Here is a 15596-nt window from a genome sequence, read left to right as displayed (position 1 = left end):
GCATTTTCCTTAAATTCCTTATCATACTGTTTACTCATTTCAATTCCTCCAATTCATCATATTTTTATTATAACTCTTTTTGAGAAATATCCACTTTTAACTTGTACTATTTATATTCTAGCTCCATATTTTGTTGTGCTTAATTCAAACTTTCATAATTAAAATATTTGGCTATGTTTTAAAACAGTGTTGAAATGTCATGCAAATTTAAATGGTGAATGAAAATTCACCATTTAAGTCGCTTTTTAAGAAAGTTGTGAATTAATTCTTGTTTATTATGTGAATGTATTAATTATACATATATCGGTTGTCTTTCTTTGAAGTCAATTACCTTTGTATAAAAATACCTCTTTTCTTAACCTGTTTCCCTCTCTTATGCGTTTTCCTTGGCATTTTAGAAGGCTTTGTCCCTTTAAAACTCTCAGCAAAGAATACTTCATCTGCTTCGATAACCCCATCAACTGAGCCTACACCCAAGAAGGTACTTATACAGTTAAGAATTTTATGTCTCCAATAGAAACTTGTCGCTATATTTATATCAACTACTTTTGCACTTTTTCTAATGGAATACCCATTTAGCATACACTTCGCATATTTGAGCCATTTATCCAGTGATTTTCTGCTCTTATACGTTGCAGAGTTGGTGAAGTCAGTGAGAGTCTTTTTACAAGATTTACAGATATATCGTTGTTTATTGTTATACTTACCATTTCTTGATACAGTTTCAGAATTGCAAAATTGGAAGAATTCCCCCTTAGAAAACCTGAACTCTTTAACTTCCTTATACAGTTAACTATAAAATCTTCAAAGATTTCGTCAAAATCATCGTCATTGCTGCAACACTCCTTGTTGATGTACATAGTCTTTGCTATCAGGAACAGTGATACTAGTTTGTCCTTATCCATAGACATGATTATCTTGTTCTTAATCCAGTAATCGTTCATCTTTTCGATGACACTTTTAAACTTTGCTCTTTCGCTGTTAACCTGTTCTGACTTCCTGCGGTTTAAGATTTCCATAATGTCAGGTTCATCAAGCCACATAGCCCTGTTTTCCTGCATGTGCATACAGTTATGCTTTATTGCTTTATATAATGTATCTTCTGGTTTATCGTCACCATTTTCAAGATAATAAAGAAATATAAAGCTTATAAACTGGCTTAATGATGTAGAAAGACCTGCTCCCATGACTCCAAGATTAAAGACAAAAATGAATACAGGATCAAGAATGATATTTAAAACTCCACCTAAAACTATACCCATCATGCCATAAAGAGCATTCCCCTGGAAACGGAACTGATTGTTAATTGTAAGACCAGCCATAATAAATGGAATACCAAGAGCTATCATTCTCAGATATGATACGATGTCATTTTTTATAATATCATTACCACCTAAAAGCACAGCAGCCTGATCTGCAAAACAAAAGTAAGCACAGCAATTATAAATCCAGTACATAATGAGAAAACCAATCCCAGACTCGCCATGTTCTCTGCTTCATTTCTCTTTTTCTCTCCAAGCACCTTAGACATATAATTGCCAGAACCATGTCCATATAAAAATCAAAAAGCCTGTACAATGCTCATAAAAGAATAAACGACTCCTACCGCCTACTAAGCAAACTTTTTTAGTTCAGCACCTTCCACATCATGATAATATGGTAAAATAAACTAATAAAGTGCTGGTTTTACTCTGGAACAGATAAAAAATGAAAGATGAAAAAAATCCCCATGAAAACATGTAGCCTTCATGGGGATTTTTTATCTAAGCTCTTCTATACATCCTGACTGTATTGCTTTAATATTCTTTTCTATCTTTTCTTTTGGCCAGTCCCACCATTTAATCTGCAGGAGCTTTTCTATAGTCTTATCATCAAAACGCTTTCTAATAGGTTTAGCAGGAACCCCTCCTACAATTGTATATGGAGGTACATCTTTTGTTACAAGCGCACGAGTTCCAATAATTGCTCCATCACCAATAGTAACGCCTGACATGATGACTGCTTCATAGCCAATCCACACATCATTTCCAATAGTTATGTCACCTTTGTTGTCCCAGGCTGATGATATATCTTTTACATTCAAATCCCACTCTTCAAAAAATAAAGGAAAAGTGTATGTTGATAATGAATTCAACGTATGGTTTGCACAGTTAAAGATGAAACGTGCTCCACAGGCTATTGAGCAAAACTTTCCGATGATAAGTTTATCATGATTTATTGGATAATGATATAGAACATTATTCTTCTCAAAATTTACTGGATCATTAACAAAATCGTTGTATATTGTATAATCACCAACACTTATGCTTGGATTCTTAATTACATTTTTTAAATATACTGTTTCCTTATCGTTACTACGTGGGTATATCTTTTTCTCTGGAATAGTCATTTTAAATCCTCCTAAATTATAAACAAAATCATTACTTAAACTATTCCAGTTAGTGCAATGCAAAGCTTCACAAAAACCACCTCTCTTTATCAATACTTTTATTATAACATTTATATAATAAAATCCATATACAACTCATTTGCGATTTTATCAGTTTAGCATTGGTTAATGTCAAACTTTCTATATATTGTACACAACCTCTATATTAGGAAAATCTTCAATCATCTTTTACTGACTGAAGATATTAAGAATATATCTATACTACATAAACAAATGATTGCGGAACATAATCAACACCGAAATCACTTAGTTCTTTTGGCTTTTCATATTTCTTAACACAGCCAAGCTTATATGCTGCAGCGTTAGGTGAATCATTAAAATACTGGTCATATTTCTGCTTATTTATACCGCCATACTTACTACAGATATTCCATATATATTGAGGACTGCCTTTAATAATCTCATCCACAGAAACTTCTGCCACAACTTTCTTTACTGGTGCAGTCTCATATATATATATCTTATCTATCTTTTCCCTGCATGCTCTTTTCCTGAATTCATATTTTTTAGTTCCTTTAAGAATCTTCTCTGTATACTCAGGCTTAATTGGCAAAATAATACTTCTACTCATAAAAATTATCCTTTCAAAAAAATAAAGCTATTGAATCCAACAGCTTTATTATACATAATGACAGTAATCAACTGCTCTATTTTCTCTAAAATAATTTGTAACAAAATTCTCAAGAAGAACATCAAGATTGTCGAATCTATTCATATGCTCTCTTACGAATTTCTCAAGGGATCTTTTTATCCCTTTAACATCAAAACTTCCTGGCATAATTATTCTTTTTTCAGGCAGAACTCCGTTATAACACAGTTCTGTAGAAAAGAAGCTATAATATCCTTTAAGACTTTGCTGTTTTTCAAAATTATAATACTTAAACAGACTCCTAAACTCATATTCTTTAGTTTTATGTAAAGTAATAAGAGGCTTATCTGTATTTAAATATTCAAAACTTTCTTCCATCAACAAATGTCCTATTCCTTGTCCCTGATACGACTTTTTAACTCTAAAAGTACATATCTTTTTTTCATCTTGTGAATATTTTAATATTGAGACAGCTATAATTTCGTTATTATTCCTGCAGAAAAGAATTTCTCTTTCATTCTTCAGACTGCCTTTAGATGAAAATAAACTCCAATACCACATTTTAAATCCAGGATATTCGAAATTAAGCATCTTTAAGAATTGATAAATTGTTTGACTTATTATGCTGCAATCAACAATATCAAGATTGGAAAGTGCTTCTATTTTAAATTTGTTGACAATAGTCATTTATCAATTCCTCCTTTCAATACTTAATATATTGTATACAGCTTATTTTTTTATTGTTACCATCTGCAAACAAAAATATTCATAATATTGGAAGGGTTACAAAACATATTACGAAGCCGACCTCGTTCCCTGCGGTCTATCCAAGTCGTTTCTTCATATGTCTTGCAACCCTCAGATTACTAAAGGATGAAATTGCATTATACCATTTTTTATATCGACCTACAAATCCTTTGTTTTCAATGCTTTACCGCATTAAGATTCCACCTTTTTTAACGCAATTTCCCAGACATCAAAAAACTTCCATATAGTAGTTTTAGACTACTATACGAAAGCTATTCATAAAAATTCTAAGTATAATTTATTATTTAAATATTAAATTTAAAAGATAATCAATTAATTTTCTAGCCCACTGTGTGACATATGAACCTACTATTCCTACTAAAAAGCCATAAACAATATATCGTAAAATAATCTTGCGATTAGTTTTTGAATAATTAATCTTCACAAGCAAATCAAACTCCTGAATAGGCTTATTATTTTCCTGACAGCTGCTGTTTTTCACAACAGACTTTTTCCAGTGATAAACTAAAGTATCACCTACACCTGTGCAGTCTAAATAATTATCCCATTTGCCCTCTTCAAGATTTCTGCAGGTTGTATTATTTTCAGACATAAATATAACATTATTATTTGATGGCTCCATAAGAAGAAAGTGTATTTTATCAAATGAAGCAAAATTCTCATCATTGCCCACAGCTTTTGCTAATATCCTGTCATCAATACTTCTTTTAGAATTCATCTTAAAATCAAGAATCTGTATACTTGTAAATCCACTCTGAAAATATTTATTCATTGGCTCAAGGTTACTGAAAATACTTTTATTTAATTGATGTGAAGCTATCCTGAACCTTAAATAAACATCATTAACATTTTTTAATCTATTGATGCATTGATTTTCATCATTACAGCTTAATGATTCTATATATTTCTTAAATAATGAAAAATTAATAACAAGCTTTGAGCTCTTGCCTTTAACGACTTCTTCAATTCTAATCACATCATCAACGGACTGATAAAAGGAGAAAATAAGCAGATCCTCTTTAAGATTATTGCTGGTATCATTACTGATAATCCAATACCGGTCACTGGTCCATAATCCACAATTATTGTTAAAAATCAAATCCACATTCTTTTTATTCTGCAATTTTCCTGATAAATCTTGTATATCATCACTATCAAGTTTAAATGGACAAAGAAAAATTAGTTCACTGATATTTTTGTATTCTTTAATCTTGATTCCTATATCAAGAAAAGTTTTATTATTCTTAATACCATCAACTTTTAATTTTGACCACAAATTAATATGCAGTTCAAATGCAGACTACTTTTCATTGCATTGGCTTAATGCATTCTGTGCAGACTTATACCATACCCCAAAGCTGTCTAATTGTATCTGGCTATCGGATTTATCTTCAACATCATTCATTTTTCTTTTCATAACTTTTTACAGATAATCCTTCCATGATTTTTTCCTTAAGCTCTGCCACAGTATTTATGCGCCATAATATTTATATTCATTAACACTTTAAAATATTCTAAAAATTTATCGCATTTTCTTCAATTAAATAATTAGCAAAATATTTTGGATTATTGAAAATCTTATCAAAGCTTTCTCGATACATTTCTGCTATACTTGCCTCCTTAATTACAATGATGTGTTCAAGATTATATTTTGCATTCCTTGTCCAGTTATATGAGCCATCAATTACGACAGAATTATCTATAATGCAGTATTTATTATGCATGAAGCTTGGATACTTGCTTTTATTAGTTAAACTGACAGTTTTCAATATATTTCCCGGGTTATAATTTCTGACATAATTATTATTTCTATTCTTATCGACAATAATTTTTATGTTTATTCCCTTATCTCTTAACAAGCTTAATGTTCTGATAATTTTTACTGAAGTAAGCCAGGCCATAGCAATGCATATTTCTTTTTGAGCTTTTTGTAAATGCTCAATTATCTTATCCTCAATATTATCATCATAAAGATCAATGTTAAGATGACCTTCTTTTCTCAGTATAGTCACCTCTACCTTCAGCTCCTCATTCTCCTGTGTAAGATCTTTTATTTTTCTCCTAAGCTCCAAGATACATGTATCTTTTGTCGGAAGATATTTAGCAAAAAGATTAATTAAGAATTTCATAGTATATCCTTAAAAAATTGATTATTAAACTATATTAGAAGAAATGGTGAAATAGACTTGATAACACAAAAAAGAGCTTGTACAAATTCGTACAGCTCTATCTTGTTAATGATTAATTTACTTTTTACTCTTATGAATTTTTCTTCATCATGGTTTTCTTAATTCTCTTTATTGCTTTTTCGCTGTCATCATCAGAGCCTTCACTTTCAATGATTCTGTAATAACATTCTAATGCATTTTCGTAGTCCTTTTTATCTTCATAGGCACCAGCTAGTACATATAAAGAATCAAAACATTCTTTAGATTTACAGCACATATGCTCCTTACACATATTGCAATAGAAAATGACCTTTTCAAGATCCCCTAAAGCTCTGCAGCACTCAGCCATTTCAGTATACTGAGATGCATCCTTGTTTGTTATCTTGTCACAAATATCAAGTGCCATCTTATATAACTGTGCTGCTTTTTCCTTATTTCCATCATGTTCACATTCTCTGGCTGCATTTCTATATTCATAAAAGAAATGCTGAAGTTCTTTATTCTTAATTTCATATAGTTCTTCTAATTTATGATTTATGTAATCTTTATTATAATCATCAAACTCCAGACATTCTTCATATAACTCCATAGCTTCATCATACTGTTTGATAAGTTCATGTGCACGGGCTTTCTTAACGTATAGCTCAGAATTATGGGGATATAGCTCTATAGCCTGGCCATAATAATTAATCGCTTCATCATACTGCTTTAATTTAATAAAACTTAATGCTATATTAGTAAAGAATTCAGCACGCGCTCTGTCACCCATTATTTCAATAGCCTTCTTATAATATTCTATTGCAGTCTCCCATTTTCTCTTGTTATCAAATATAATTCCAGCCTTATTATATAAATGAGGATTTTCAGGTGCTATCTCTATTGCCTTGTTGATATATTCATCTGCTTGTTCACTTTTTTGTAACTTTGAATATACAAGAGCCAGTTCACCATATACTTCAGCTAATATCTTACATGTATCACCGTTCTCCTCAATATTATTCAAGATTTCATTAAGAATTGTTTTTGCCTTTTTATTTTTTCGTTTACCAAAGACTGCTTTTGCTCTATACAGCTTTGTTTTATCAGTAACTGCATCATATTCTTCCGCTCTATGATAAACTTCAAGAGCATCATCAAACTGCTCATGTTCACAATAAAGCTTCATCTGCATTACATAGCACTCAGAAAAACGTGGCTCCAGCTCCTCTGCCTTTTCAGCATCACTTAAAGCATCTGCATCATAACCCAGTTCAGACAGTAGATTACTTCTATGTAATAAAACCTCAAAATATTTGTCATTTATATCAATACATTTATCAAAATATTTAAGGCTCTCTTTATATTGCTCCATTTTAGCAAGTGCACATGCTTTTAAGTCTAATGCAGCAATATCCTCATGATTCATATCTAAAGCTTTATCACAATATTCTATAGCTTTTTCATACTCTTCTAAAGCAGCATACATTTTGCCAATCTCTCCATATATATATGGTAAATGTCTGCCCTGCTTATCTTCATTCTCCAGGATATAACAGCACTTCTTGTAATATTCTAAAGCTTCGCTGTATCTATTTAACTCTTTATAAGTCCTGCCAAGTAAGTTATAGAATCTAGCTTCATCTTCTTTATCTACGCTTTTAACTAAATCTAAAATTTCATCATATCTGCCGTTCTCATATAGGCACCAGCCTAACTTCAGCATTTTATCTGAATTGCTTTTATCAAAGTCTCCTTTCATAAGCTGAATTATTTTATCATTTACTTTTTCAAGCTGACCTCTTACATACTTGTCATAGTTATTTCTATCAATCAAATCATGATAAATCTTCTTAGCTTCCTCGTAATCTCCAAGGCTAAGCTTACAATCAGCAATATCACGTAAACAATTATAATTATCAGGTGTAATATCAAGCATCATCTTATAATACTTAAGAGCTTCATTATAATTTTCCTGATGTAATCTGACTTTAGCCATAGCATAAATAACGCCAGGCTCATCTGAATATCTTTGTATCAGATTTTCAGCTATTGTTGCTGCTTCATCTAATTTAGACTGCAGAACGAGATATTTAATATTAAGTATAGCCTGATATGGATGCTTTATGTTTAATGACTGCATCATAGCAAAATCTTTTTCTATTTGTTCTGTTTTATTTTCCCTTAATTCTCTGCTGATCTGATAGTAAAGTCTGATCCATTCATCATAATCATTGCTATCATCTATTTCAGAGAATAACTCATAATTCAAGCTATCTGCATATTCTATCCTATGTTCAACATAATCAATGAAACCTTCTTCTGGAAATTCTTCATACAAATCCTGCTTATTATCCATCCAGCCAAAGTGCTGATTTAGAAGAACCCATATCTTTTGAGGCATAAAGCAATGATCCATTAGATACTCTAGGAGTGCCATACTGGCATCTTCCTTTGTATCAAGACAAAAGCATATATCATCTTTTAAAAGCTGCTCCCAATCATCACATGAAATTCTCTGAGAGAAGCGGCTATATACATAATCAACTTTTTTAAGCCATAATGATAGTTGATTATCATCTTCACACTGATTGTCCAGTTCATCTTGATTATCAATGTCCTTAAGCAATGATTCATACGCATTTCTAAGCTGCTTGAATCCTTCTTCATCATCTTCAGGATTTACAACTGAAAGTTTATCAAAATATGCTTCTTTTAATTTATCTTTATCATTTGTAGGTTTTATCCCTAAAATAGCCCATTTATTCATCTATTTCTTTCCCCTTATTTTCTTATTTTAAAATTATTAATAAATACTTTATGTATACAATCTTTCTTAATCATAGGTAATATTTCCATATTATTTATCAATTTTAAAATTTCCTCCATTTTATCATATTATAAGTTTTTAGGCTATAATAAACAATAAATAAATACTTTTATAAAAGGTGGTAGTTTTTATGGACAAACTTGCAGAGCAATCTATTATAAAAATATTAAACGATGAATATGGCATTAAAAATGGCAATGATTTATATAAAATGGATTCAGAAGATGTTGCTGAAATATATGAAAATCTTAAAGGTGAACAAGAAGAATATGATTTGTCTGATGAAGAAATGGAGGAAATACTAGATAAAATTTTAAACATTAAGTAAACTGTTAATATTGAAGGGATTCCAGGAGACTATTATATCGTTAATGATTCCCATTCAACAAATCCAACAAGTAAAATTACTAAAATAATATATGCCAATAAAAATGGTAATACCGCTGATATATGCTGTGGAGAAATTGCCGATGGTAAATTAATAAAACAAAATGTCATCTTAAAAAACGCTATTAAAGATTGTACACGTGGAGCATGGTATGGATGGTGGAATCCTGACTGCAATAGAGTTTTCATTAGTGAAAGAGAAGCTGCAGGAGCATCTGCAAAGACTTACTTTGCTAATCTTTCATCTTTTAAAATATACTGATGCCTTTTAAATTCATTTGATATCTCTTCCTTTAAGCAGTGCAATGCTAACTCAAAATTTCCCTGTTTTGCTGATTTTAATGAAAGATTAATAACAGGATATTTTCCCATCTTAGAAATATACTCTTCTCCAGCATTCATTATCTTTAAACCTTGAAAAAGATAAGAATTATCCTTCTTTGTGCCATCATACCAGTCACGTTCATCTTCAAAGAAATACTTAATCATGCTGATATTAAGCGTCTTTCCAAACCTTATTGGTCGTGTAAATAAATTTACTGCAGCTTTATTATCTATAAGCTCTCTTATAAGCAGCGACTTATCAACAAAATAATAATCATCACTTATAATTGTCTCAAAATTATCTATTCCAATCGGCAGTGGTTTATGATTCATAATCCTCATCTCTATCATATCTTTTCTATAATGAGATAAATATCTATAAATTCTTTAGGCTTAATATCATAGCAAAGCATAACGTCATTAAAATACATCATAACATCGCACATTTCTTCAATAAAGTGCTTACGAACTTCATCATCCTCCATGATCTTAGCATCACCTTTGTTAGCCCATCCTCATAGCAGGTAGTTTTATGTTGAGCACACTTCGGTGCTCAACAGACTAAAGTCTATAATTAAAAACCTCCTACAAGCATTACCCTGTAGGAGGTTTATTTTTCCGCTCTTTATCCAATTATCTTCTCCATATCCTCCGCTATTTTCTCCACTGTGATGCCATTTTCTATGAGCAGTTCTTCCACGTTATATCTATCTGGGAAGGAATTCTTGATGCCGTAGTTCTTGACTTTCATGTCTGATGTGCCATAGTAGGAGGCTATCTTTTGTCCGAAGCCGCCTTCAAGTACTCCATCTTCCAGTGTTACAACTAGTTTGTGGTCTTTTTTTAGACTATCAAGAAGAGCAGTATCTAATCCTGATATGAACTTGGGATTGATTAAAGTCACATCCATGTTACACTCTGCTTTAAGTTTGTCTGCAACATCTCTGCCTATAGTATAAAAATCGCCAAGTGCAATTATGGCTACATCTCTGCCATGTCTTGTGACGGCAAATTTGTTGAGTTTATTGTAATCAGTAGTATCTTCCTTGCCGCTTGATATAAATTCTTTTGCTGGCACACGAATTGCTACTGGATGCTCTCTCTGGGTCATTGCCCACTTAAGCATTGCAAAGTGCTCTTCAACGCATGTTGGTGCCAGGTATACAATATTAGGCATATTGCCCAGCATTACAATATCAAATATGCCAACATGTGTCTTATCATTCATGCCATAAACTGAAGCAAGATAAACAAGGATTACTGCTGGATTTTCATTTATACATAAATCCTGAGAAAGCTGGTCATATGCTCTCTGAAGAAATGTGCTGTAAACATTAAGCACTGGAACTACTCCGTTCTTTGCCATACCTGAAGCCATGGCAACAGCATGTTCTTCAGCTATGCCCACATCAATATACTGGCTGCCAGCTTCCTTTCTCCATTCTGCATTCATGCCAAAACCTCCAGGAGTTCCTGAATTAAGTACTGCAACCTTGGGATTCTTCTTGATTTGTTCCATAAGAAAAGCAGCAGTCACTGCTGGATAACTTTCCGGATTATCAAGTGGATAAATATATTTGCCACTCTTTCTGTCAAAAGGGGGACCTGCATGATACATTTCCTTATTTTCCTCTGCAAACTTAAATCCCTTACCCTTTATTGTGTGAACATGGACAACAACTGGATGCTCCACATCCTTTACCTTCTTCAGAGTAGTAACAAGCTCATTCATATCATGACCATTTTCTATATAAAAGTACTCAAAACCCAATGCTTCAAAAAAGTTACATTCAGCCTTTCCCTTTGAGTCTCTAAGCAGCTTTAAATTCTGATAAATACCACCATGATTTTCAGCAATAGACATTTCATTATCATTAACAATAACAATCATATTAGTTCCGACTTCAACCACATTATTCATGCCCTCATATGCTTCACCACCACTTAAAGAACCATCGCCAATTACAGCTACAATATTATTCTTTTCTTGTCTTAAATCCCTTGCCTTCATAAGACCACAAGCAAGACTTATTGATGTTGATGTATGACCAATGCAAAACAAGTCATGCTCACTTTCATCAGGATTAGTAAAACCCGAAACATCATCATAATGCCTTGCTTCAAGAAAAGACTGCTTTCTGCCAGTAAGCATTTTATGAACATAACTCTGGTGAGAAACATCAAAAACAAATTGGTCTATTGGAGAGTTAAAAACATAATGCATTGCAATTATAAGTTCTACAGTACCAAGATTAGGTCCAATATGCCCGCCATGTGAACTTAATTTCAGAAGCAGAACTTCTCGCATTTCATCAGCCAATATTTTTAATTGTTCAATTGATAACTTTTTTAAATCATTTAGCGAATCTATTTTTTCAAAATACATCTACAACTCTCCTCACATACTCTTTTTGCATAATACTATATTAACTAAATTTATTATTTGTCCAAACAATAAGTTATATTCTCGCTTGGCTCTTTTCTTTACCATTCAGCAACATTTCTTACACTATGCTTAAATAAGCAAAAATTTTGCTCATACACTATAAATTATGCTTATCATCATTATGATATTAACCATTTTATATAATTATTTTACAAATATAGTATATTTAATATGAAAGTTGTAACTTATACTGTAAATTAAAACTTTAATTTCGATTTAATTGTGAGGTAATAATATGTAAAATCGAATCTTCTATAAATCGCAGTTATGCACTTTACCACAGAAAAAGCACTCTATACATTCTTCAAAATTATTAAACAGTACCTCTGCTAATTCATCTAATTCCTCTCTGCTTTTGCAGTCATAATACTCATCATGATCAAGCCATACAATCTTATTATTATTTAAAGTATCAAAACATATTGGACCCCAGCCATAAAAATCACCAATAGGTATGTATCCAAAATCTATTAGTTCTGATAAACCTCTAAATAAATCTGCATATCCTTTTAAAGGAGCATCTGAAGGCTGCTTTGGAATATACATAATGACTTTTTTGTCAAATTCACCATAAAAATTATCAATTGTGCCATTAAGTTCATCGAATAAATAATAATATGAGGATAAATAATTCTTAAATACTTGTGGAATCTTTATCTTGAATTCATCCTCCAATGCTCTGATTTGCTCATCTGTAACCTGAGACTCAACTAACTTCCATGTACCATTATCAGACATCATATCTTCTGGCACATCTTGCCCTTCTTTAATCCTTAAAATCTCAGGATTTTTCTTAATAAGTGTTTCAAAACATGTATATATAAATTTCTTATTATCATTATTCATCTTTACTCACCTACACAATATTAAATATATCCTATTATACATATTATGATATAAACAATTTATTTTACCTACCATAAGGTTATTTATAGCCTTTTGAATCTTAGCCTCAGATTCTAAATCTAAAGCTGAAGTAGCTTCATCAAGAAGAGAAATTAAGCTTCTTAAATACTCAAGATCATTGCATTGTTAACACCTCACCGCTATCATTAAAGTTTATTAATATTTTATGTTGTAAAAGTCTAAATTCTAAAACTCTAGTAATAAGAAACAGCCCCATAAAAGTCATCATAACTTTTACAGGTCTGTTTATATTTAAATCTTCAGCTTTTCAAGTATCTCTCTGCATTCTTCATATCCCATTATCTTTGGCACAGGATACGCTGGATTTGCTTCTTTAAGCACACGCTTGATTATCTCATCGAAATCCTCTTCTTTAAGTTCCTTTACTGTGCTTGGAATATTCATATTACCATTCATATCATTTATCTTTTTAATCACTTTATCATATAATGATTTTTTGTCTTCACTATCTTTTCCCATTCCACAATAAACAGCAACTGTAGCCATCTTATCATAGATACTTTCACCATAAAACTGAAGTACATAAGGAAGGATGATAGCATTTGCCAGTCCATGTGGTACATTGTATAATCCACCTAGTGCATGAGCAATTGCATGAACATATCCAACAAAAGCTCTAGTAAATGCTTTGCCTGCATAATTTGATGCAAGTAACATATTTTCACGTGCTTTTATGTTATGACCATCATTATAAGCAGTTTCAAGATTTTCAAATATCATCTTTATTGCCTTAAGGCTTAATTCATCTGTATATTTAGTTCCACTTCTTCCCACATAAGCTTCTATAGCATGTGTAAGTGCATCCATTCCTGTTGAAGCTGTAGTATGCTGTGGAAGATTTAATGTAAGATCAGCATCAAGAACTTCCACGTCTGGTATGAACTTCGGATCACTTACAGCATATTTTTCATGAGTCTTTGAATCAGTGATAACTGCTGCCACTGTAGTTTCTGAGCCACTTCCTGCAGTTGTAGGACACAAGAACAGCTTTGGCAGAGTTCCTTTAACCTTCATATATCCCCTAAGCTTTCTTACTGATGTATTTTTACCATTAGCAAGAGCAGCCACTACCTTTGAGCAGTCCATAGGTGAACCTCCACCAATAGAAACTACGGCATCGCAATTATTTTCTTTATAATAGCTTAAACATTCTTCAATATTATCAATAGTTGGATTAGGTTTAACACTGCTGTATATTGTATACTTCATATTATTTTCTGTAAGAAGTTTAAGAAACTTATCTAAAGCACCTGATCTATATATAGTACCACTGGCTACAATTAAAGGATGTCTAACATCCATTTCTCTCATTTTATTTGGAAGCTTATTTAAAGAACCTGAACCATTTAATAAATATGGCTCCTTAAACTTTACAAACTTTAATCCCTGCTTAAATAATACCTGCACTAATCTATATTGAAACTTTTTTGTCTGTGATACCAACTTGCCATCTCCTTTTATAATCTATCTACATTGATTATATATCTAACTAAAAATTTTAACATCCATTACTTTTAATTTTTCTCTTATTTCCTTAATTAATTTTTCTTTATTCTTACTCTTTGGCAGTGAAAACTTACCTAAAGCTTTTACACTGCTGCTATTTTCAAAATACTTTGCAACATTTTCAAGGCACTTAGAGCCTCCCCTAGCCACATAAGTTGTAAAAAGATATACATCTTTATTACTAAAATCATTCTGCTCAATGAATGCTTTTACTGCTGGTGGAAAATTTGATGCCAAGTTTGGAAAACCTAATATAATCCTGTCATACTCATTAAGATTTAAGTTATATGGTTTTAATTCTGGAAGCGATGATGAAAACATAGCTTTTGTACCTTTGTAATATCTTGAGAGTATATCTGGCTTTATTTCCTCTTTTGTCTCTATCTCAAATTCCTCACACACTTTATCATCTTTCATAGTATAAATATAGAATCAATATATAAGGTGACTCTATGTCAATAACGGATATATTCAGTTCTATACATCACAAATACTTATTGAAGAAATATTCATCTACTTATCACAGAAGGCTTCCAGATTCCTACGTTGACACCTCGCAAAAGCTTATAAATAGCAAAAACATTTCAAGTAATACAAAGTATCTTATATGTGTTGATACAAAAAGCTTTCGTGTAAATATTTTTACAGGCACCAAAAATAAATGGACATTTGTAAAAAATTTCATCTGCTCTTTAGGAAAACCCTCTACTCCAACACCTCTCGGAACATATAAAATAGGTGCAAAAGGTTACTCTTTTGGCCAGAATCATGGATACATCTGCTACTATTATTCGCAGTTTAAAGGCAATTATGTTTTTCATTCAATACTTTATAATCTAAACAATACAGTAAGGGATGGCAGACTGGGCATTAGAATCTGTGATGGCTGCATAAGACTGGCAAAAGTAAACGCAAAATGGATTTATGATAACGTTCCTTATGGAACAACGGTGTATATCTCTTAATAGCTTTTGATTAGAATTGAAACTCCCTCTGAGGAGTTTCCTCCTGACCTGTGACCTGTTACTTTTGACCTGTGATCTAATTTCAAATCTTTGCATATATATTTGAACCACAAAAAAATCCCCAGCAAATTTACTGAGGATTTTTATACTTTTTTATTCTACATCTTCGCCATTTGTTGCGATGACTTTTTTATACCAGTAGTAAATGAAAACATAATTAGAAAAGATTTATTCATCGACCCAGTACTAAAAGACCTGCTA

General features: G+C 31.7%; 13 protein-coding genes and 3 pseudogenes. 2 read left to right on the top strand and 14 right to left on the bottom strand.

Annotation, left to right across the window (positions count from 1 at the left end; all coding sequences use genetic code 11):
• Positions 1-342: 342 nt before the first annotated feature.
• From FYJ33_RS11835 to FYJ33_RS11800, 8 genes and pseudogenes are all read right to left on the bottom strand, one after another.
• Positions 343-783: pseudogene (locus FYJ33_RS11835) on the bottom strand (transposase); the annotation flags it as partial.
• 443 nt (positions 784-1226) lie between these two features.
• Positions 1227-1472 (bottom strand): annotated as a pseudogene (locus tag FYJ33_RS16065) (MATE family efflux transporter); the annotation flags it as partial.
• A 287-nt stretch (positions 1473-1759) separates the two neighbouring features.
• Positions 1760-2389, bottom strand: a complete 630-nt coding sequence (locus FYJ33_RS11825; protein ID WP_154531930.1) for a CatB-related O-acetyltransferase — start codon at positions 2387-2389, stop codon at positions 1760-1762.
• Positions 2390-2645: 256 nt separating this feature from the next.
• Positions 2646-3020 carry a hypothetical protein gene (locus tag FYJ33_RS11820; protein ID WP_154531929.1) on the bottom strand — a complete coding sequence of 125 codons (375 nt, stop codon included), beginning with the start codon at positions 3018-3020 and terminating at the stop codon, positions 2646-2648.
• Between the two features lie 48 nt (positions 3021-3068).
• Positions 3069-3725, bottom strand: a complete 657-nt coding sequence (locus tag FYJ33_RS11815) for a GNAT family N-acetyltransferase (RefSeq protein WP_154531928.1) — start codon at positions 3723-3725, stop codon at positions 3069-3071.
• Positions 3726-4086: 361 nt separating this feature from the next.
• Positions 4087-5082: a hypothetical protein gene (locus FYJ33_RS11810; protein WP_154531927.1), complete on the bottom strand. Its 996-nt coding sequence runs from the start codon at positions 5080-5082 to the stop codon at positions 4087-4089.
• 238 nt (positions 5083-5320) lie between these two features.
• Entirely contained in the window at positions 5321-5935 is a 615-nt protein-coding gene (locus FYJ33_RS11805) for a phospholipase D-like domain-containing protein (protein WP_154531926.1), read from the bottom strand.
• 130 nt (positions 5936-6065) lie between these two features.
• The gene (locus tag FYJ33_RS11800; RefSeq protein WP_154531925.1) at positions 6066-8720 is read right to left on the bottom strand and encodes a J domain-containing protein; all 2655 of its coding nucleotides are present in this window, start codon (positions 8718-8720) and stop codon (positions 6066-6068) included.
• A 190-nt stretch (positions 8721-8910) separates the two neighbouring features.
• On the opposite strand from FYJ33_RS11800, the gene FYJ33_RS11795 reads away from it, so the two are divergent.
• A complete protein-coding gene (locus FYJ33_RS11795; RefSeq protein ID WP_154531924.1) occupies positions 8911-9108 on the top strand; it encodes a hypothetical protein in 198 nt (65 codons plus the stop codon).
• Between the two features lie 293 nt (positions 9109-9401).
• Here FYJ33_RS11795 and FYJ33_RS11790 read toward each other — a convergent pair.
• From FYJ33_RS11790 to FYJ33_RS11765, 6 genes and pseudogenes are all read right to left on the bottom strand, one after another.
• Positions 9402-9824, bottom strand: a pseudogene (locus FYJ33_RS11790) (AAA family ATPase); the annotation flags it as partial.
• 14 nt (positions 9825-9838) lie between these two features.
• Entirely contained in the window at positions 9839-9976 is a 138-nt protein-coding gene (locus FYJ33_RS11785; RefSeq protein ID WP_206046684.1) for a hypothetical protein, read from the bottom strand.
• 140 nt (positions 9977-10116) lie between these two features.
• Positions 10117-11877: a 1-deoxy-D-xylulose-5-phosphate synthase gene (locus FYJ33_RS11780; protein WP_154531922.1), complete on the bottom strand. Its 1761-nt coding sequence runs from the start codon at positions 11875-11877 to the stop codon at positions 10117-10119.
• Positions 11878-12189: 312 nt separating this feature from the next.
• Entirely contained in the window at positions 12190-12783 is a 594-nt protein-coding gene (locus tag FYJ33_RS11775) for an SMI1/KNR4 family protein (RefSeq protein WP_154531921.1), read from the bottom strand.
• Between the two features lie 312 nt (positions 12784-13095).
• Positions 13096-14307 carry an iron-containing alcohol dehydrogenase gene (locus FYJ33_RS11770; protein WP_154531920.1) on the bottom strand — a complete coding sequence of 404 codons (1212 nt, stop codon included), beginning with the start codon at positions 14305-14307 and terminating at the stop codon, positions 13096-13098.
• 42 nt (positions 14308-14349) lie between these two features.
• Positions 14350-14787 carry a flavodoxin family protein gene (locus FYJ33_RS11765; protein WP_154531919.1) on the bottom strand — a complete coding sequence of 146 codons (438 nt, stop codon included), beginning with the start codon at positions 14785-14787 and terminating at the stop codon, positions 14350-14352.
• Positions 14788-14822: 35 nt separating this feature from the next.
• Here FYJ33_RS11765 and FYJ33_RS11760 point away from each other — a divergent pair, with 35 nt between their 5' ends.
• Positions 14823-15335, top strand: coding sequence for a L,D-transpeptidase (locus FYJ33_RS11760; protein WP_154531918.1), 513 nt, complete (start codon positions 14823-14825; stop codon positions 15333-15335).
• Positions 15336-15596: the final 261 nt, after the last annotated feature.

Source organism: Inconstantimicrobium porci, assembly GCF_009696465.1.
Classification (GTDB): domain Bacteria; phylum Bacillota; class Clostridia; order Clostridiales; family Clostridiaceae; genus Inconstantimicrobium; species Inconstantimicrobium porci.
The sequence above is the reverse complement of the archived record's forward strand: the minus strand, read 5'-3'. Positions and strand labels throughout refer to the sequence as shown.